Here is an 18,218-nt window from a genome sequence, read left to right as displayed (position 1 = left end):
TACCGCGACGCGCACAAAAAAAGCGTCCCGAAGCGGCTCCCCATTCACGTTGTGCCATGGAGTGCCGCTTCGGGACGCCGTTGCCCCGCTTGATCGACTGATCCCGCACACGGCGGGACGATGATGCAATTCATTGGAGCCGTCGTTGGCCCCGCCAGCGATAAAGCAATACGTATGCCACTGGCTCGCGGCCCGAGCACGTGCGACCGCGCAATGCCCGACTGGCGCGGCTTTGGCGCACGCGCCGCGCGCGTCGCGTGCGCGGCTCAATCCGCCAGCGTTCCACCAATGATGGGCTTGAGATGACTACTGCTGGTGCACCGCAGCGAAGCCCCGCACCATCGCCGGGCACCGTCGTGCCCTTCGGCGCGAGCGCACCGCGAGCGCGCTACGCTACCCAACGTGCGCTGCAAACCCCGTACGTTCCGGCGCCACCTCGGCGCGCAGCGTGAGCGCGGGGATTTCATACGCACCGCCATTCTGCTTGCGGAACGCAATGGGCGCGGTGTGCTCCAGCGCGTCGAGGCGTGCGCCGAGCGCATCACGCGTTTGCGCATAGCGCGCCTCGTCCATGCGCCCCGTCTGGTAAACGAGAAACGGCGGCAGCACGTCGTAGCCCGGGTAATACAGCACGCCGTGATGAATCGGGAAGAGAATGTCGTCGATCGGCCCGTTCACGCCGCGCGGCCCGTAGTGCGATGCCCAGCCGCCCATCGTGACGACGAGCATCGCGCGCTTGCCGGCGAGCGTGCCTTCGCCGTAACGGTCTCCCCAGCGCGCTTCGGAGTGCTCGCCCACGCCGTAGGCAAAGCCGTACGCGAAAACACGCTCCACCCAGCCCTTGAGGATGGCAGGCATGGAGAACCACCAGAGCGGAAACTGCAGGATGAGCGTATCGGCCCATAAAAGCTTGGCCTGCTCCCGTGCGATATCGCCGGCCTGAAGGCCGTTCTCGAAAGCGTGCTTCGAGTCGAGCGACGGGTGAAACAGCGCGTCGTCGCGGCGCTCAATGCTGTCTTGCGCGTCGAGCGCCGCTTTCCAGTTCATGGCGTAGAGGTCCGACACCTGCACGGCGTGACCCGCCGCCTCAAGATGCTGGATGGTGAAATCCCTGAGCGCGCCGTTGAGGGACTTCGGTTCGGGATGGGCGTAGACAAGCAGGATATTCATGGCGATGGGCTCTGTGTTCTGACACGTACCCAGCTTAGTTGGCCGGCTGCTATAGTGGAAATGAATAGCGGAAATACCAGCCATTATGTCCATTAATTTGCGCAGTCTCGATCTCAACCTTCTCGTTACGCTCGACGTGCTGCTTGCCGAGCATAATGTGACACGTGCAGCGCGGCGGCTGAACTTCTCGCAACCCGCGGTCAGCGTGCATCTCGCGAAGCTGCGGGAGGTATTGGGCGATCCGCTGTTGCTGCCCGGGCCGCGCGGCATGCAGCCCACGGCTCGCGCGCTGGCGTTGCGCGAGCCGCTGCGCGAGGCGCTCGAATCGCTCCAGCGCGCGATCGCGCCCGAAAGTCCGTTCGATCCGCGCGCCGCGCGCGACACGTGGCGCGTGGCCGCGAGCGATTACGGCGAATCCACCATCGCGCTGCCGGCGCTGCGCGGGTTGCGCGAGGCCGCGCCGCAAACGCGCCTTGCCGTGGTGGAACTCGCGCCCGCGCGCATCGCGAAGCAGGCGGCGCAGGGCGAGATCGATCTGGCGTTCCACACCACCAGCGACGCGCCCGGGAACCTGCGCCGGCGAGCGCTCTTCACCGAGCGCTACGTGCTTGCGGGCCGCGCGGGCCATCCGCGTCTCAAGCGGCGCCCGAACGTCACGCAGTTCTGCGCGCTGGAACACGTCATCGTTTCGCCCGACGGCGGCGGATTTCACGGCGTCACCGACGAAACGCTGTCGCAAGCGGGGCTCACGCGGCGCGTCGTGCTTTCCGTCCCGCACTTTCTTTTCGTCATTTCCGTACTCGAACGCAGCGACCTCGTCGCCATGCTGCCGTGGCGGCTCGTGCGCGAACGCGCGGCGTTGCGCGTGGTCGAGCCGCCCATCGAAGTGCCCGGCTATGAAATGTGCATGCTCTGGCACGAGCGCTCGCACCGCGACCCCGCGCATCGCTGGCTGCGGGAGCAGATCGCCCAAGCCGTATGACACCTAGCGAGGCCCGCGGGTGCGGCGCGCCTGTGCCACAATCCTCGTGGCGCCGCGCATGCCCTCGACTACCCTTGCGGGCCCTTTACCGCGCCGCGACGCACCAGGCCAACCACCATGAATCCGACCCATCCCGCGCGCCACGCCGACTGGCTGCTGCGCGCCGAACCCGTTGCGGGCGTTGAACGCATCGAAGCCTTCTTTCAGGGGAAGGCGTATGCGATGCATCGTCACGACACCTATGCGATCGGCCGCACGCTGGCGGGCGTGCAGAGCTTCAAGTACCGGCGCGGCACGACCCACAGTCTCCCGGGCCATACGATGGTGCTGCATCCCGACGAGCCGCACGATGGCCAGGCCGGCACCGGCGAAGGCTTTCGCTACCGCATGATCTATGTGCAGCCCGCCGTGTTCCAGCAGGTGCTGGGCGGCCGCGCACTGCCTTTCATCGAGGGCGGCGTGACGGGCGATCCCCGCTTATGGGCCGCAACCGAGGCGCTGATGCGACAGGTGTCGCAAGGACTCGACCCGTTCGAGCAGAGCGACGCGCTCGCGGAACTGGCGCACGCGCTCGCCGCAGTGGCAGGCACGCCGCCGCCGCGATCGAAGGGCGACTTCGCAAGCGCGCAGCGCGCCCGCGAATACCTCGACGCACAGTGCCAGCAGGCTGTCTCGCTCGACGCGCTCGAGCAGGCCGTGGGACGCGACCGCTGGAGCCTTTCGCGCGACTTTCGCACCTTCTATGGGACGAGCCCCTACCGCTACCTGACGCAACGGCGCCTAGACGCGGCGCGCACGATGATGCTGCGCGGCATGGCGCTCGCCGACGTCGCGGCCTGCGCGGGCTTCACGGACCAGTCGCACATGACACGCCATTTCACGAAGACCTTCGGCATCGCGCCGGCGCGATGGTTGCGCATCGCGAGTGGCGCTGCGGAGCATGCCGTCACGATCGTGCAAGACGCGCGTCGCCAGGGCGCGTAGTCTCGGCCTGGTCGATATCCACGACTTAAGCGCAATTCAGCGCAGGGAGCCGCATATGACAGCCGAACGGACAGCCACACCCCCCGCCGCGCGCGGCCAGGGCCAGACCATCGACCTGCTCGGGAAGATCGCCCTGATCGAAGGCCACTGGCAACCGCGCGTGGTTGCCGAGATGAACGACTATCAGTTCAAGGTCGTGAAGCTGACTGGAGATTTCGTCTGGCACAGCCACGCCGACACCGACGAAACGTTCATCGTGCTCGAAGGCGAGTTGCGCATCGACACGCGCGAGGGCCCTATCGTCGTGCGCGCGGGCCAATTGGCCGTCGTGCCGAAAGGCGCCGAACACAAGCCCTGCGCAATGGGCGAAGTGAAGCTCCTGCTGATCGAACCGCGCGGCGTGGCCAATACCGGCGACGGCGCACGCAGCGAGCGCACGGTGGAAAACGATCTCTGGATCTGAGCATCGCGTTCTTCATGAAACCACCCCGCGCGCTCGCACGTGGCGCGCGATCATCGCGAGTCCGCGGCCGCCGGATCGCACCACCCACGGTTTACAATTTCATTTCTCGAACGTTCCCCGTGGCCGATCCCACCGGTGCACCGGGGTGATGCCAGACGCCCGCCGGGGTGATATATATCGCAAGCGCATCAAACGATATTTACTTCCATCAAACTAATTTTGACGACAAAAAACGTTCCTGATATGGTCTCGACATCTGGCAAGCACGACCCTACGGCGGTGGCGCTCGGCGAAAAGATTCGCGCCCTGCGCCAGCGGCTCGGACAGACGCTCGACCAGACGGCAACGGCGGCCGGTATTTCCAAGCCGTTTCTGTCCCAGGTGGAGCGCGGTCATGCGTCGCCGTCGCTGACTTCGCTCGCGGGCATCGCCAAGGCGCTGGGTGTCACGGTGCAGTATTTCGTCGAAACGCCGTCGGAGGAGCGCTCGGTCAAGCGCGGCAGCAAGCTGGAGTTCTTCGGCTTCGCGGATTCGGCGAACCTGTTCGCGCGACTCACGAATACCGCAGGCGGGCGGCAGCTCGAAGCGATACTCGTGCGTCTCCCAAAGGGCGTGAAGCGCTCGGAAGTCACGACGCACGCAGGGGAGGAATTCCTCTACGTGATCGAGGGCGAGGTCACGCTGGAACTGGAGGGCAAGCCGTTCGTGCTGCATGCGGGCGACTCGGCACACTACCAGTCGACGGTGCCGCATGGCTGGAGTAACGAAGGCAAGAAGGAGGCGGTCGTGGTCTGGGTAGGGACGCCACGACTGTTTTAACGAGGAGAGGGGCCAGGCGCGGCACAACCGACTGGTCTCCAGGTTTTCAATAAGATCAGGACGACGAATTGAAGGACGACCAGATGAACAACAACAAGATCAAGGCAGGCGTTATCGCCGTTGCCGCTTTCGCAGCATCCCCCTTTGCAATGGCCCAGTCGTCAGTCACCCTGTACGGCATGCTTGACGCAGGTATCGGCTACACCTCGAACGTCGGCGGCCACTCGAAGTTCAGCCTCGATGGCGGCGCCTCCGGTTCGAACAAGTGGGGCATGCAGGGTCAGGAAGACCTCGGCGGCGGTCTCAAGGCAGTCTTCAAGCTCGAAAACGGTTTCAACATTGCGACCGGCGGCATCGGCGGCCAGGGCCCTATCGGCTCCTCGCGTTCGCTGTTCAACCGCCAGGCTTACGTCGGCCTCACGTCGGACCAGTACGGTACGCTGCGCATGGGCCGCCAGATCGACGCCGTGACGGAAATGGTTCAGGGCCTCACGGGCGACGCGATTTCGGCGTCGGCGTTCTCGACCCCGGGTGACGTCGACAACAACGACAACACCACGAACCAGAACAACGCGGTCAAGTACATTTCGCCGATCTTCCACGGCTTCCAGGCCGAAGGCGCGTACTCGTTCGGCGGCGTTGCCGGCGCCATGGGTTCGGGCCAATCGTGGTCGGCAGCGGCAGACTACGCTCAAGGTGGCCTGACGGTCGCCGGCGGCTACTTCAAGGCGGTGAACCAGGGCGAGAACGGCTGGCAGAACGCGACGGCGCAACCGTCGTTCGGCGGCGCGCTGGGCTATCCGAGTTCGGGCTACTACGGTGGCAATGCATTCAAGAGCGCGGGCATCGCACAGGTCGCGGGCCAGTACCAGTTTGGCCAGTACACGGCAGGCCTGCGCTACTCGAACGCGCAGTACCAGGGCAACGGCAGCCAGGAGTCGATTCACTTCAACGTGATCGGCGCCCTTCTGCAGTACCAGGCAACGCCGGCACTGTCGCTGGCGGCGGGCTACACGTACGTGTACGGTTCGGAAGCCACGCCCGCGCAGGCTGCTGAAGGCCGCACGATGGCGTCGATCAACCAGGCGTCGCTGGGTGCAACGTACGCGCTGTCGAAGCTCACCTCGGTCTACGTGATGGGCGCCTACGTGCATGCTCAGGGCGCTCAGGCGTCGGCTGCGGACTTCGGCAACACCGCATCGGGCGGCAACCAGGTTCAAGCCAACATTGGCATGTACCACCGCTTCTAATCGCAGGTTCGCGGGGTAGTGGAAACCGGGGTAGTGGAAACATTACCCCGACGAAGAAGCGCCATCGCAAGCATGAACCTGGTTGGTCAAACAGTCATGCGGGCCGGATGTTCTGATTCACACGGAACAGGTTTTCCGGGTCGTACTCGCGCTTGATAGCGGACAGTCGCGAGTAGTTGTCCCGGAAACTGGCCTTCACCCTGTCCTCGCCTTCTTCCATCATGAAGTTCACGTACGCTCCGCCAGCCGAGTGAGGGTGTAACGCGGTCTGATAATCGCGAGCCCACGCACTGATGGCGTCCGCGTTCGCGGGATCGGGATCGACGCCGACAAACACCGCCGCCCAGCGTGCATCGCGATAACTGAACGCTGTCTCGTTGCGGCCCACTCGATGCGCGGCTCCGTCTACCGGATACAGATGCATGGTCGAGTGCATCGACGGCATCCGTTCTGCGTACTGCACGTGCAGCGCGATCGCTTCATCAGACAATTCGTTTAAAAAGTCGGCGCGCCAATACCATTGCAAGCCCGGTGGATAGAGGCCGTCGAATGCGCTCTGCAACACGGGAAATGGCATCGTTTGCACGCCGTGCAGCATCGGCCCGGTTGCCAGCACCGGGGCAAAAGCCGATTCGGCTTTCGCGGGATCGCCGCTCCAGCACCACACCACCGCACATACCTTCTGCAAGTGCAGCGGTTCGGGAAACGGCGGCCCGGGCGGCACGGTCATGAGCGCGAAAAAGCCGTTGAGTTCGTCCGGCGCATCGGCCATGAACGCGCGATACCACTGCATGATTTCCGTCGTGCGTGCGAGCGGCCACAGCGTCGGACCGGCAACGACTTCCGAAACCGGATGCAGCCGGTATTTGAATGAAGTGACGACACCAAAATTGCCGCCGCCGCCGCGCAACGCCCAAAAGAGATCGCTGTTGCTGTCCTCGCTTGCCGTGACGAGCCGTCCGTCGGCGAGCACCACGTCGGCCGAAAGCAGATTGTCAATCGCAAGCCCATAGTGGCGCGTCAAATGGCCGATGCCGCCCCCCAGCGTGAGGCCACCGACACCGGTCGTGCTGATAATTCCGCTCGGCGTGGCAAGCCCGAACGCATGCGTCGCATGATCGACGCTGCCCCACTGGCACCCGCCTTCCACGCGGACGGTGCGCGCGGATGGATCGACGCGGATGCCCCGCATCGCCGCGAGGTCGATCACGAGGCCATCGTCGCAGATACCGAGGCCGCCGCCGTTGTGTCCGCCGCCCCGCACGGCCAGCAGCAGCCCTTGCTCGCGTGCGAAATTCACGGATGCGATGACGTCCGCCACATCCGCGCATCGCGCGATCAGCTTCGGCCGCTTCGAAATCATCGCGTTGTAGACCTTGCGCGCATCGTCATAGGCGCCGTCGGCGGGCTGGACGAGCGTTCCCCGAAGGCCGGCGCGCCAGGCCGTCAAGTCATTGTCGCTGAACATGTCGATCTCCCCGGTTTCCACACGTTCACGGTAGACCGGCGGGCGCGGCTCGACCATCCACAGGATTGATCAAATTGCACGGCGACGCCGCGTTCGGCGGATAGTCGATTCTGACTACCGCGACGCCGCGCGAGCTTGACACGCCTGATGGGCGTCACTACAACGTAACTGCGCGTAACTGCGGCTCGTCGCAAGTCGTTAGTCAGACGGGAGAAGGCCGTGTCACTATTTCTCATCGAACGCCAGTTCGCCGACGAATTGAAGCTCGACGCCGCGGGCGCCGTGGCGCTCAAGGAAATCAACGACGCGAATGGCGTCAACTGGCTGTTTTCATTCCTGTCGGCGGACAGGCGCAAAACCTACTGCCTGTATGAGGCACCGAGCGCCGAGGCGATTCGCGAAGCGGCCAGACTCGCCGGCCTGCCGGCCGACGTCGTGGTGGAGGTCAGCGAATTGCGGCCGGAGGCGTTTAGCTAGCCATCGGAGGCCAATCCGATGCAGTGCCCGTTGTGTCGTCGGGACAATCGCGAGGACGCCCGCTTCTGCGATGCCTGCGGAACGCGTCTCGCGGCGCACGCGGACGATGAGCGTACCGCGACGGCGAGCGTGGGCCGCGAAAGCGAACTCGCCGCGCTCGTCGACCTGCTCGGACGAACGGCGGCCGGCCATGGCGCGATCGCCATGCTGGCCGGCGAACCCGGCATCGGCAAATCACACACTGCGCAGGCGCTTGCCCAACGCGCCGCCGGCGTGCGGGTGCTATGGGGCCGTTGCAACGAGGAGCCGGGCGCGCCGCCCTATTGGCCATGGCTTCAGATCATGCGGGTCTGGCTCGAAGGCCATGACGAAGAGGCGTTGCGCACCATGCTCGCCGCAGCCGCGCCGGTTGCGGAGGTTCTCCCCGAGATCGGCCGGCGGCTCGGCAATCACGCCCCTTTGCTGCCGACCTCCGATCCGCTGCAACAGCGTTTCCGCCTGTTCGACGCCATCGCCACCTTCTGGAGACTCGCGGCGGCAAGCGAGCCGCTGCTGCTGATCATCGACAATCTCCATTGGGCGGACGCGTCGTCGCTGCGGTTGCTGGAGTTTCTCGCGCCGGAGATCGAGCATCAGCGCATCCTGCTGCTCGCCACGTATCGCGACATCGAATTGAACCGCCAGCATCCGCTGTCGCTCACCCTCGGCGACCTGGCCCGGTACGGTCATTTCCATCGCTTGCGTCTTGCCGGCCTCACCCAACCGGAAACGGAGGCGTTGATCGCCCAGTCGGGCGGCAAGGGCTTCACGCCGGCGCTGCTCGATGCAATCTATGAGCAGACCGAAGGAAATCCCTTGTTCGTCGGCGAGACAACGCGTCTGCTGATTCAGGAGGGCGTGCTCGGACGCCGCGCGCAGGAACGGCCGAACGAGCCGCGCGCCGCGCCGGGCGTTCGCATTCCCGAAGGCGTGAAGGAAGTGATCGGGCGACGCCTGAACCGCCTTTCGGCAATGACGAATCATGTGCTCGAACGGGCCGCGCTGATCGGCAGGACATTCGACCTTCAGTTGCTGCAGCGCGTGCTGGACGAGCCGCTCGCGGAACACATACGGAATACGATCGAAGAAGCCCTGCAATCGCGCATCGTCGAAGCGGAGGAGCGGCCGGGCTGGTTCCAGTTTTCGCACGCGGTGATTCGCGAGACGTTATACGGCGAGATCGCGATACCGACCCGCAGCGGGCTCCATCTACGTGTCGCGCAGGCCATTGAAACCCTGTATGCCGATGATGCGGACCGTCACCTGCCAGCACTTGCGCATCATTACGCACGCGCGCTGCCCGGCGCGGACGCCGCGCGCGCGGCCGATATCGCGCGGCGCGCCGCCGAACGCGCAACCGGGCTGCTCGCACACGAAGAAGCGGCTCGCTACTATCGCCTGGCGCTCCAGGCTGCGGACATGACCCGTGCCTGCGATCCGGCTTTGAAGTGCCGGCTTCTCAACGCGCTCGGTGAATCGCTGACGCTTGCGGGTGAATATCTGCAGGCGCGCGCAGCGTTCGAACAGGCTACGTTGCTGGCGCGCGAGGCACACGCGATCGAAGAGATGACGAGCGCCGCGCTCGGCTTCGAGCGGGCTAGCTGGGCGCCGGGGCTTCCAGGACAGACGGCGGCGCGGCTGCTGCGCGAAGCGCTCGCCGCGCAGGACAGCGGCGACAGCACGATGAAGGCTCATTTGCTCAGCTCGCTTGCGCGGGCGTTGATCTTCAGCGGCGAAGACGCCCAGGCCGAGATCGTGCACCAGCAGGCGGTGGCGATGGCCCGGCGCAGCGGCGACAACGACACGCTGGTCGCGACGCTGGTCTCCACGCTGTCTGCACGCTGGCAGCCGGAGCGCAGTGCGCAGCGGCTGCGCGACATCGAGGAGGCGCGGCAACTGGCCGAGCGCTCGAACAACGTTCTGGGCGCGCTCGACGCACAGGCCTGGCAACTGTTCGAACTGATGGAACTGGGCGACCTTTCAACGTGGCGCGTGCAGCTCGAGCAATTCGAGCGGCGCGCGGCAGACTTGCGGCAGCCGTTCGAACGCTACGTGGGCGCCACCTCGCGCGCGACCTTTGCGTTGATGCAGGGCAGGTTCGACGACGCCGCGCGCCTGATCGAACAGGCCCTGCAGATCGGCCGCCGCATGCCCGGGCTGGATGCGCCGGGCGTGTACGGTATGCAGATGTTCACGTTGCGCTTCGAGCAAGGGCGTTTGCGTGACCTCGCGCCGCTCGTGAGGTGCTTCGTGGACGCGATGCCCAAGGCGGGCACATGGCGTCCAGGCCTCGCGTTGCTCTACTCGGAGATCGGCCTCGTCGACGAAGCGCGTAGCGAGTTCGAGGCGCTCGCTGCCGACCGTTTCGCGATCGTCCGCCACGACGCACTGCGCGCGGCCAGCCTTGCGTATCTGGCGCAGGTGTGCGCGCGGCTCGACGACACGGATCGCGCGGATACGCTGTACTCGATGCTGCTCCCTTACGACGGCCGCAATCTGCTGATCGGGACAACGGTCGGGTGCCTGGGCGCGGCGTCGTCGCTGCTCGGCCTGCTCGCGACGACACGGCGCGAATGGTGCGACGCCGAGCGTCACTTCGAAAGCGCGCTGGCGATGAACCGCCGGCAGGGCGCCGAACCCGCCCTCGCGCGCACGCGCGTGCGCTACGCGTCGATGCGGCTTGCGCGCAACGCCGAAGGCGACGCCGATGCGGCGCGCCTGCTGCTGGACGACGCGCGCACGGCGGCGCAGAGCATGGGCATGCGAGCGCTAGTCGAACAGATCGACGACGTGCGGCGCATGATCGCGCACGCACCGTCCATGGTCTATCCGGCCGGATTGAGCGCGCGTGAAGCCGAGGTGCTGCTGCTGGTATCGAGCGGGCTCGGCAATCGTGAAATCGCCGGGCGGCTCTTTTTGAGTCCGAACACGGTTGCCAATCACATTCGGGCCATTCTTGCCAAGACGCATTGCGCCAATCGAACCGAGGCGGCGGCATTTGCAATCCGCCATGGCCTCACGGAAAAGCGCGGGACGTGACCGCCGTTGATCTGACGCGACGCACGCGACGCGGCGGCGCGGTGCCGCCGCCGTGTCGTGCGTGCCGTGCGCATCAACCCTCGCGGGCGAACACCTCGCGTGCCGCGAAGAGCCCATTGAGCGCCGCGGGAAAGCCCGCATACACGGCCATCTGCATGATCGTCTCGACGATTTCCTCGCGTGAGAGGCCCACATTCAGGCCAGCCGCGATATGCACCTTGAGCTGCGGCTGCGCATGGCCGATGGCCGTGAGCGCCGCGATGGTGGCGATCTCGCGCGAGCGCAGGTCCAGCCCGGGCCGCGAGTAGATGTCGCCAAACGGAAATTCGAGCAGATACTGCGCGAAGTCCGGCGCAATATCGGCAAGCGAGTCGATCACGTGCTCGCCGCCGCTGCCATCAATCGCCGAGAGCATGCGCTTGCCTCTTGCGAGGCGGCTTTCCTGCTGGGCGGCGCTGACCTGATTCATCGTTTCGTGCATTTTCGTTCCTTTGCATGGCGTGGGAATAACCGTCGATCTTTTTGTCGAGGACGAGAAGACACGCGTTGAGTTCGGCCACCTGCGCGCGCACCGCATCGCGATGCGCCGCCAGCAACTCGCCGCGCTCGCGTTCGGTCGACACACCCGCCGCGCGCAGTTGCGCGTAGCGCAACATGCCCTGGATCGGCATGCCCGTGGTCTTCAGCCGGCCCAGGAACTCGATCCAGTCGAGCACCGAGCGGTCGTAAGCGCGCTGGCCCGTTTCGTCGCGCACGGCATAGGGAATCAGCCCGATGCGCTCGTAGTAGCGGATCGTGTGGGCCGAAAGGCCCGTGAGCGCGGCCAGTTCGCCAATCTTCATGCGTTTCTCCTCATCGACGGTTTGCATGTTGGGACTTCGAGTGCACTCCAGGTCAAGCACTTTTTTTGCGCCGGCGAAAAGCGGTCCGCTCACCGCAGAATCCGCCCCGCCCGCTCGACCAGAAACTCCACGAAACTTCGGATCTTTGGCAGCGGCTGCCGGTCCTGCCGGTATAACACGTGAACAGGACGGCTCCCGGGAACCGCCGCGTCGAGCACGCTCACGAGCCGCCCGGAGGCCAGTGCGTCCGCCACCAGGATGCGCGGCTGCAACAGCAGGCCCGCTCCGTGCAGCCCCGCTTCGCGCAGCGCGAAGCCGTCGTTGCAGACGAACGCGGGGTCTTCGGGCCAGTGGCCGCCGCCTGGCAGCCGCCAGCTATTGCGCCGGTGCCACAGACTCAGCCCAAGGCAGCGGTGCGACGCGAGATCGGCCAGCGTTTGCGGCACGCCGTGGCGCGCCAGATAGCCGGGAGCGGCGCAGATCGTCATGCGGTATTGCCCGAGCGGGCGCGCGACGAGGTCGAGATCGGCGTCGAGTTCGCCCACACGGATGGCCAGGTCGAACCCTTCGTCAACGAGATCGACCATGCTGTTGCTTAGATCGAGGTCGATATGCACCTGCGGATGCGCGGCCTGATAGTCGGCGGCGAGCGGCGCGATCACGCAGGCGCCGACGGTCCGCGCCGCACTCACGCGCAGGCGCCCGCGCGGCGCGGCCCGCAAGCTTTCCACCGACGACTCCGCCTGCGCCAGTTGCTCCAGCAGCTTGCGGCTTTCCTCGTAGAAGCGGCGCCCCGCATCGGTCAGGCTTTGCGCACGCGTGTTGCGCTGGAGCAGTTGCGCACCCAGATGCTTCTCCAGTTGGCCGACATATTTGCCGACCATCACCGGGCTCAGGTCGAGCTTGCGCGCGGCCGCGCTGAAACTGCCGCAGTCCACGGCCTCCACGAACGCTTCAATGCTGCGCAACCGGTCCATGATTGCTAACCCAGAGTTTCAAGTGAGCAAAATTATTGCGCATTTATCTCTTTTCGCGTCGGGAAGATAGTGGCGGCTCATCCGTAACTTTGAGAGGAACACCGACATGAAGATCATCATCGTAGGCGCTGCGGGCGTCATCGGGCGGGCCGTTGCGCATGCGCTGGGCAAGCATCACACCGTTCTCGCGGCGGGGCGCACGAGCGGCGACTACCGCGTCGATCTGACCGACGACGCCAGCGTCACCGCACTCTTTCGCGAGACCGGTCCCGTCGACGCCATCGTTTCGGCGGCCGGCAACATGCATTTCGGCCCGCTTTCGCAGATGAGCGCCGCGCAGTTCGACATCGGCCTTCAGGACAAACTGCTGGGACAGGTGCGGCTCGCGCTGATCGGCCAGCATCATCTGAACGAAGGCGGCTCGATCACGCTCACGGCGGGAAGCGTGAGCGAGGACCCCATCGCACAAGGGGCGAATGCGACCACGGTCAATGCCGCGCTCGAAGGGTTCGTGCTCGCCGCCGCGACTGAACTGCGCGGCAATCGGCGCATCAATGTGATCAGTCCGGGGTTGCTGACCGAGTCGTGGGAAACGTACGGCGCGTTCTTTCCGGGCCACGAGACCGTGCCCGCCAGTCGCGTGGCGCTCGCGTATCAGCGTAGTGTGGAAGGCGTGCAGACGGGGCGCGTGTATCGCGTCGTGTAAGCGCAAACAAAAAAGGCGGGGAATCCCCCGCCTCGCCTCGCCTTTCACGTCACGCGGAAACCCGCAGCTCGACATCCGCCCGCGCGAGCAATCCGCTGCAACGCGCCGAAAGATGCGCGAACACGACCCACTTGCCCGCGCGCTCGTAGCGCCCCTGCACCGCTTCGAGCGCGGCGATGGCGGAGTGGTCCGCCACGTGCAGATGCGCACAGTCGATCGTGACGTGCGCGGGATCGTTCTGCGGATCGAACAGCGTCTGGAAGTGCGTGGCCGAGGCGAAGAACAGCGTGCCGCGCGGCACGTACACACGCTCGCCCGAGGCGGTGTCACGGGTATCGCAGCGCAATTCGCGCGCATGATGCCACGCGAAATTGAGCGAGGCGATCACGATGCCGCACAGCACCGCCGTCGCGAGATCCGTGCATACGGTGATGATTGTGACCGCAACGATCACCACGGCGTCGTTGCGCGGCACCTTGTGCAGCACGCGCAGCGAACCCCACGCGAAGGTTTGCGCGGCCACCACGAACATCACGCCCACGAGCGCCGCCAGCGGAATGCGCTCGATCAGCGGCGAAAGGAACAGGATGTAGAGCAGGATCATCACGCCGCTCGTCACGCCCGAAATGCGCGCGCGGCCGCCGGAGCCGAGATTGATGACGGTCTGGCCGATCATCGCGCAGCCGCCCATCGCGCCGAACAGGCCTGAGGCGACATTCGCCGCGCCGAGCGCGACGCACTCGCGGTTGGGGCGGCCGCGCGTGGCCGTCACGTCGTCGGTGAGGTTGAGCGTGAGGAGCGTTTCCAGGAGGCCGACCATCGCCATCAGCACGGCATAAGGCAGCACGATCTTCAACGTGGCGAGGTCGAATGGCACGGCGGGCAGCGCGAACGCGGGCAGGCCGCCCGCGATGTGCGCCATGTCGCCGAGCGTGCGCACCGGCAAATGCAGCAACTGCGCGGCAAGCCCCACACCGACGATCGCCACGAGCGCGGGCGGCGCGGCCTTCGTCACGCGCGGCAGCACGAACACGACCGCCACGGTGAGCGCGACGAGCCCTGCCATGAGCGCGAGCGCCGGGCCGTGCATCCACTGCGGTCCCTGCGGGCCGGGCACCTTGAAGTGCTCGAACTGCGCACGCGCAATGATGATGGCAAGGCCGTTGACGAAGCCGAGCATTACCGGATGCGGCACCATGCGGATCAGCTTGCCCATGCGCAGCGCGCCGAACAGCATCATGACGACGCCGCTCAGCACGACCGTCGCGAACAGATACTGCGGCCCATGCTGAACCACGAGCGCGACGATCACCACGGCCATCGATCCCGCCGCGCCCGAAATCATCCCGGGCCGGCCGCCGAACAGCGCCGTGATCGTGCAGATGAAGAACGCGCCATACAGGCCCGCGAGCGGATTGAGGCGCGCGACGAGCGCGAAGGCGATGCACTCGGGCACGAGCGCAAACGACGACGTGATGCCCGCGAGCAGATCGCTACGCAGCAACGAAAAACGGGAAGGACGGCGCAAGCCGGAACGATCGGATTCCATGGAGCGGTGTGGATTTGCGGCGGATTGGCTGAATGTCGGCGCCACGCCCCACGTGACGCGATGGCTCGAATCGGGGGCGGGAGGATCGGGGCGCGAAAGCGGCGGCGTGGCGCCGTTTCGAAGCGGCCCGCGCGGGCAGGCGCGCGGTGATCCGGCGGACGAAAGGGCGCATCGTAGCATGATTGCGGCGGGGGGACGGGGGGCGGTGGGGGAGTCGTGTCGCTCCCTCAGCGCGCGCCGAGACGGCCAACGACTCGACACTATGCTCCCGCCGCAGATTCGCTCGCACCCAGTCCATCAGTTGCGCGAGACGGCTGGCTTCGTCGGGCGGCGTAACCGGGTGGCTCGACGAAGGCTTCGAGCTAGCCGCCGAAACAGCGGCATAGCGCCGCCGGCGCGCACGTGTAGATACGATTCGCCGAAGTGGAGCGTTAAACGCGCCCCGCGCTTACCTGCAAGGAAACGTCCCAACCAGCGCCTTGTAAACGACAGCCGCCGTGGGTTCGAGAACATGGTCGAGGTTTCGCTTCATCCACGTCGTAACGGCGGCGAGTTGATCCTTGCGGCTGACATTCGGAGGAATGCAGTACCGTGGCCGCTGCTTGTCGAGGAGCGACTGCACCAGCACGCCGTTCGCGTAGCCGGCGTAGTACATGAGGCACGCGTCGAGATTCTCGGGCCTTTGACAGACGCCGAGAAAGACGTCGCCCTGATCGATCGTAGGGACTTGCCCCTGGTTTTGGGTCTGGACCGCCGCCGGTCCCGGTGCGGGGGCCGGCGCAGGAGCCGGCTGAACGGTCTGCCCAAACGGCGTCTGCGCGAACGCGCTGCCGCCGCCCAGCGCGGTAGCGAGAACCAGTCCTGCAAGGAAGAGCTTTTTCATTTCGGGGAGAACCTGTATGTGCGAAAAATCCAGTCGCGTGACGGGGGCCACGCGCCGAGCGCGCAGCATACCGTCAGACCGGTTTCGCCAGGTTGTCCCTCGTCAGCGTTTCGCTTCGCTGCCCCACGCCTTCCGCAGATTCGCACTCGCGATAAAAACTAGCGCGCGAAGTACATGTCGTGAAGCTCATCCACGTTCACGTCCTTTGCGCGCGCGGCGAACGTGACCTTGCCGCCCTGCATGAGATACACCTGATCGGCCAGACGCAGCGCCATGTTGGTGTTTTGCTCCACGAGCACGATCGTGCGCCCCGCAGCCTTCAGGCGTTCGAGAATCGCGAACACTTCCTGCACCATCACAGGCGCAAGCCCGAGCGAGGGCTCGTCGATCAGCATGAGTTGCGGCGACGACATGAGCCCGCGCCCCAACGCCAGCATCTGCGCCTGGCCGCCGGAGAGCGTGCCCGCAGGCAACGCGCGGCGCTCCTTGAGCAGCGGAAACAGCGCATACACTTCTTCGAGCTGCGATTTCGCCGCGGCGCGCCGCGCTTTTGCGAACGCGCCCAGCATCAGGTTCTCCTCGATCGACATGTCGCGGAAAATCATGCGCCCCTCGGGCACCATCGCAATGCCGCGCTGCGCCATGTCCCAGGTCGGCACGCCCGCCAGCGGCGCGCCTTCAAAGGTGATCTGGCCGCGCTCCAGCGGCACGAGCCCCATGATCGCGCGCAGCAGCGTGGTCTTGCCCGCGCCGTTCGGACCCACGATGGTCGTGACCTCGCCGCTCGCGATAGTGAGCGAAACGTCCCACAACACGTTGATCGCACCATAACCGGCGCGTGCGCTGCTGACCTCAAGCATGGGCGGCCTCCCCCGTATAGCTGCGCACGACTTCGGGGTCGCGGAACACGTCGGCGGGCGGGCCATCGGCGATCAGCTTGCCGAAGTTGAGCACGCACACGCGGCGGCACAGGTTCATCACGGTTTCGATATCGTGCTCGATGATCAGGATACCTACGTTATAGCGCTCATGGACCGCGAGCAGCGTTTGCATGAAGCGGCGCTTGGTGGCCGTCTCCAGCCCGCCCAGCACTTCGTCAAGCAGCAGCAGCTTGGGCCCCGTGGCGAGCGCCTTCGCGACTTCGAGCGCCTTGAGTTCGGTGAGCGCGAGTTCCGTGGCCGCGTCGCGCTGCGCCTTGCCTTCGAGACCCATGAACGCGAGAATTTCGTCGATGCGCGCCTCGTCCACGCGCCCGGTGCCGAAGCGTTGCGCGACGATCAGGTTCTCGCGCACCGTAAGTTCGTGCATGGGCTGCGGCACCTGGAACGTACGCCCGATGCCAAGGCGCGCGCGCCGGTAAAGCGGCGCTTTCAAAAGATCGACGTCGCCGAAACGGATCGAGCCGCTCGTGGGCCGCACGAGCCCCGAAATCGCGTTGAAGAGCGTGGTCTTGCCCGCGCCGTTCGGGCCGACCAGCCCCACCACGTCGCGCGTGCCGAGCGAGAGCGTGACGCTGTTGACCGCCGTAATGCCGCCAAAGCGTATCGATACGTCCTGCAAGCGCAGTTCCGCCGCCTGTTCAGCTTGCTGCATACACACCTCGCCGGGTACGTTTGAAGCGCAGCGCGGTCAGACCCGCGGGGCTCACGATGATCATCGCCACGAGCAGGATGCCCAGCACGATCTGGTGACCCGTGGGCAAGAGGCTCTTGAGCACGAGCTGATCCACGAGATAAACCGTGACCGCGCCCACGAGCGGCCCGAGTATGGTGCGGTATCCGCCGCAAATCGCCGCGATGATCGGCACGACCGCCCAGCTCGCGTTGAACGCGTAATCGGGTTCGAGAAAGTTGATGTAGTGCGCGTTGAACGCGCCCACGAGCCCCGTCATGAGCGCCGAGAGCATCAGCATGGCGAGTTTGAGCATCACGCTGTTCACGCCCACCACGCGCGTGGCGTCTTCCGACTCATGCATCGCGCGCAGCGCGAGCCCCACGTGGCTGCCGCGCAGCCGCGCGTAAATCGCGGCGAACACGAGCACGAGCGTGAGCACGACAAGATAGCCGCCGCTCTTGCTGCCGAAGTCGAAGGCCGCCACTTTCGGCAGCCCCGGAATGCTCGACAGACCGCTCGCGCCGCCCGTGAGCCCCGACCACTCGGTCGCGATGATGCGGAAGATCTGCGCATACGCGAGAATGGCGAGCGCGAAGTACGGGCCCTTCAGGCGCAGCGCGGGCGCCATGGCGAGCGAGGCGATTGCCGCGCCCACGCCGCCCGCGAGCATCGCGGGAAACACGGGCCAGCCGGCCTTGAGCGTGAGGAGCGCGGAAATATACGAACCCACGCCGAAAAACGCCGCGTGTCCGAAGCTCACCATGCCGCCCAGGTTGCCGAGCAGCGCCCAGGCGAGCGCCACGCCAGCAATCGTGAGCGAAGCCACCGCGAGACTCATGAGATACAGGTTCTGCCCGAGCACGAGCGGCACGCCGGCATACAGCACGGCCAGAACCACGGCGAGCGCAACCATGCGCGGACCGGACCACGCCGTTGTGGTTTTCAATGTCGACATC

At 65.8% G+C, this 18,218-nt stretch carries 18 protein-coding genes; 8 read left to right on the top strand and 10 right to left on the bottom strand.

What is annotated here, in order from left to right; translation table 11 throughout:
• Positions 1-393: 393 nt before the first annotated feature.
• Positions 394-1,170 (bottom strand): NAD(P)H-dependent oxidoreductase, encoded by a 777-nt coding sequence (locus tag U5768_RS19780; RefSeq protein WP_322032093.1) that lies wholly within the window; start codon positions 1,168-1,170, stop codon positions 394-396.
• Positions 1,171-1,255: 85 nt separating this feature from the next.
• Between U5768_RS19780 and U5768_RS19775 the strand changes: the two genes are divergently transcribed.
• From U5768_RS19775 to U5768_RS19755, 5 genes are all read left to right on the top strand, one after another.
• Positions 1,256-2,152, top strand: coding sequence for a LysR family transcriptional regulator (locus tag U5768_RS19775; RefSeq protein ID WP_322032092.1), 897 nt, complete (start codon positions 1,256-1,258; stop codon positions 2,150-2,152).
• A gap of 117 nt (positions 2,153-2,269) precedes the next feature.
• Positions 2,270-3,136: an AraC family transcriptional regulator gene (locus U5768_RS19770; RefSeq protein ID WP_322032091.1), complete on the top strand. Its 867-nt coding sequence runs from the start codon at positions 2,270-2,272 to the stop codon at positions 3,134-3,136.
• A 55-nt stretch (positions 3,137-3,191) separates the two neighbouring features.
• Positions 3,192-3,599, top strand: a complete 408-nt coding sequence (locus U5768_RS19765) for a cupin domain-containing protein (protein WP_322032090.1) — start codon at positions 3,192-3,194, stop codon at positions 3,597-3,599.
• Positions 3,600-3,842: 243 nt separating this feature from the next.
• Positions 3,843-4,418: a helix-turn-helix domain-containing protein gene (locus tag U5768_RS19760; RefSeq protein WP_322032089.1), complete on the top strand. Its 576-nt coding sequence runs from the start codon at positions 3,843-3,845 to the stop codon at positions 4,416-4,418.
• Positions 4,419-4,501: 83 nt separating this feature from the next.
• Entirely contained in the window at positions 4,502-5,668 is a 1,167-nt protein-coding gene (locus U5768_RS19755) for a porin (RefSeq protein ID WP_322032088.1), read from the top strand.
• A gap of 94 nt (positions 5,669-5,762) precedes the next feature.
• Here U5768_RS19755 and U5768_RS19750 read toward each other — a convergent pair whose 3' ends face one another.
• Entirely contained in the window at positions 5,763-7,136 is a 1,374-nt protein-coding gene (locus U5768_RS19750) for an FAD-binding oxidoreductase (protein ID WP_322032087.1), read from the bottom strand.
• Positions 7,137-7,355: 219 nt separating this feature from the next.
• Between U5768_RS19750 and U5768_RS19745 the strand changes: the two genes are divergently transcribed.
• Entirely contained in the window at positions 7,356-7,613 is a 258-nt protein-coding gene (locus tag U5768_RS19745; RefSeq protein WP_322032086.1) for a DUF4242 domain-containing protein, read from the top strand.
• An 18-nt stretch (positions 7,614-7,631) separates the two neighbouring features.
• Positions 7,632-10,691, top strand: coding sequence for a helix-turn-helix transcriptional regulator (locus U5768_RS19740; RefSeq protein WP_322032085.1), 3,060 nt, complete (start codon positions 7,632-7,634; stop codon positions 10,689-10,691).
• Between the two features lie 73 nt (positions 10,692-10,764).
• Here the strand turns inward: U5768_RS19740 and U5768_RS19735 are convergent, their stop codons facing one another.
• The 3 genes from U5768_RS19735 to U5768_RS19725 form a co-directional block, all read right to left on the bottom strand.
• A complete protein-coding gene (locus tag U5768_RS19735; protein WP_415913941.1) occupies positions 10,765-11,160 on the bottom strand; it encodes a carboxymuconolactone decarboxylase family protein in 396 nt (131 codons plus the stop codon).
• Complete coding sequence (locus tag U5768_RS19730; RefSeq protein WP_322032083.1) at positions 11,090-11,533, bottom strand: MerR family transcriptional regulator; 444 nt, start codon at positions 11,531-11,533, stop codon at positions 11,090-11,092. Before U5768_RS19730 ends, U5768_RS19735 begins: the two co-directional genes overlap by 71 nt.
• 89 nt (positions 11,534-11,622) lie before the next feature.
• Complete coding sequence (locus tag U5768_RS19725; RefSeq protein WP_322032082.1) at positions 11,623-12,510, bottom strand: LysR family transcriptional regulator; 888 nt, start codon at positions 12,508-12,510, stop codon at positions 11,623-11,625.
• 106 nt (positions 12,511-12,616) lie between these two features.
• Between U5768_RS19725 and U5768_RS19720 the strand changes: the two genes are divergently transcribed.
• The gene (locus U5768_RS19720) at positions 12,617-13,216 is read left to right on the top strand and encodes a short chain dehydrogenase (protein ID WP_322032081.1); all 600 of its coding nucleotides are present in this window, start codon (positions 12,617-12,619) and stop codon (positions 13,214-13,216) included.
• Positions 13,217-13,265: 49 nt separating this feature from the next.
• Here U5768_RS19720 and U5768_RS19715 read toward each other — a convergent pair whose 3' ends face one another.
• From U5768_RS19715 to U5768_RS19695, 5 genes are all read right to left on the bottom strand, one after another.
• Positions 13,266-14,765 carry a SulP family inorganic anion transporter gene (locus tag U5768_RS19715; protein ID WP_322032080.1) on the bottom strand — a complete coding sequence of 500 codons (1,500 nt, stop codon included), beginning with the start codon at positions 14,763-14,765 and terminating at the stop codon, positions 13,266-13,268.
• Between the two features lie 448 nt (positions 14,766-15,213).
• A complete protein-coding gene (locus U5768_RS19710) occupies positions 15,214-15,648 on the bottom strand; it encodes a Rap1a/Tai family immunity protein (RefSeq protein ID WP_322032079.1) in 435 nt (144 codons plus the stop codon).
• Between the two features lie 158 nt (positions 15,649-15,806).
• Entirely contained in the window at positions 15,807-16,508 is a 702-nt protein-coding gene (locus U5768_RS19705) for an ABC transporter ATP-binding protein (RefSeq protein ID WP_322032078.1), read from the bottom strand.
• Complete coding sequence (locus tag U5768_RS19700; protein ID WP_322032077.1) at positions 16,501-17,241, bottom strand: ABC transporter ATP-binding protein; 741 nt, start codon at positions 17,239-17,241, stop codon at positions 16,501-16,503. The genes U5768_RS19705 and U5768_RS19700 overlap by 8 nt, the downstream gene beginning before the upstream one ends.
• Positions 17,228-18,217 carry a branched-chain amino acid ABC transporter permease gene (locus U5768_RS19695; RefSeq protein WP_322032076.1) on the bottom strand — a complete coding sequence of 330 codons (990 nt, stop codon included), beginning with the start codon at positions 18,215-18,217 and terminating at the stop codon, positions 17,228-17,230. Before U5768_RS19695 ends, U5768_RS19700 begins: the two co-directional genes overlap by 14 nt.
• Position 18,218: the final 1 nt, after the last annotated feature.

Origin of the sequence: Paraburkholderia sp. J76 (assembly GCF_905220295.1) — a bacterium.
Taxonomy (GTDB): Bacteria; Pseudomonadota; Gammaproteobacteria; order Burkholderiales; family Burkholderiaceae; genus Paraburkholderia.
This window is presented reverse-complemented; position numbering and strand designations above follow the sequence as displayed.

Excerpts from the sequence above, each read along its gene's own strand:
- U5768_RS19780 (WP_322032093.1), bottom strand. The coding sequence starts at position 1,170 with ATGAATATCCTGCTTGTCTACGCCCATCCCGAACCGAAGTCCCTCAAC.
- U5768_RS19775 (WP_322032092.1), top strand. The coding sequence starts at position 1,256 with ATGTCCATTAATTTGCGCAGTCTCGATCTCAACCTTCTCGTTACGCTC.
- U5768_RS19770 (WP_322032091.1), top strand. The coding sequence starts at position 2,270 with ATGAATCCGACCCATCCCGCGCGCCACGCCGACTGGCTGCTGCGCGCC.
- U5768_RS19765 (WP_322032090.1), top strand. The coding sequence starts at position 3,192 with ATGACAGCCGAACGGACAGCCACACCCCCCGCCGCGCGCGGCCAGGGC.
- U5768_RS19760 (WP_322032089.1), top strand. The coding sequence starts at position 3,843 with ATGGTCTCGACATCTGGCAAGCACGACCCTACGGCGGTGGCGCTCGGC.
- U5768_RS19755 (WP_322032088.1), top strand. The coding sequence starts at position 4,502 with ATGAACAACAACAAGATCAAGGCAGGCGTTATCGCCGTTGCCGCTTTC.
- U5768_RS19750 (WP_322032087.1), bottom strand. The coding sequence starts at position 7,136 with ATGTTCAGCGACAATGACTTGACGGCCTGGCGCGCCGGCCTTCGGGGA.
- U5768_RS19740 (WP_322032085.1), top strand. The coding sequence starts at position 7,632 with ATGCAGTGCCCGTTGTGTCGTCGGGACAATCGCGAGGACGCCCGCTTC.
- U5768_RS19735 (WP_415913941.1), bottom strand. The coding sequence starts at position 11,160 with ATGAATCAGGTCAGCGCCGCCCAGCAGGAAAGCCGCCTCGCAAGAGGC.
- U5768_RS19730 (WP_322032083.1), bottom strand. The coding sequence starts at position 11,533 with ATGAAGATTGGCGAACTGGCCGCGCTCACGGGCCTTTCGGCCCACACG.
- U5768_RS19725 (WP_322032082.1), bottom strand. The coding sequence starts at position 12,510 with ATGGACCGGTTGCGCAGCATTGAAGCGTTCGTGGAGGCCGTGGACTGC.
- U5768_RS19720 (WP_322032081.1), top strand. The coding sequence starts at position 12,617 with ATGAAGATCATCATCGTAGGCGCTGCGGGCGTCATCGGGCGGGCCGTT.
- U5768_RS19715 (WP_322032080.1), bottom strand. The coding sequence starts at position 14,765 with ATGGAATCCGATCGTTCCGGCTTGCGCCGTCCTTCCCGTTTTTCGTTG.
- U5768_RS19710 (WP_322032079.1), bottom strand. The coding sequence starts at position 15,648 with ATGAAAAAGCTCTTCCTTGCAGGACTGGTTCTCGCTACCGCGCTGGGC.
- U5768_RS19705 (WP_322032078.1), bottom strand. The coding sequence starts at position 16,508 with ATGCTTGAGGTCAGCAGCGCACGCGCCGGTTATGGTGCGATCAACGTG.
- U5768_RS19700 (WP_322032077.1), bottom strand. The coding sequence starts at position 17,241 with ATGCAGCAAGCTGAACAGGCGGCGGAACTGCGCTTGCAGGACGTATCG.
- U5768_RS19695 (WP_322032076.1), bottom strand. The coding sequence starts at position 18,217 with ATGTCGACATTGAAAACCACAACGGCGTGGTCCGGTCCGCGCATGGTT.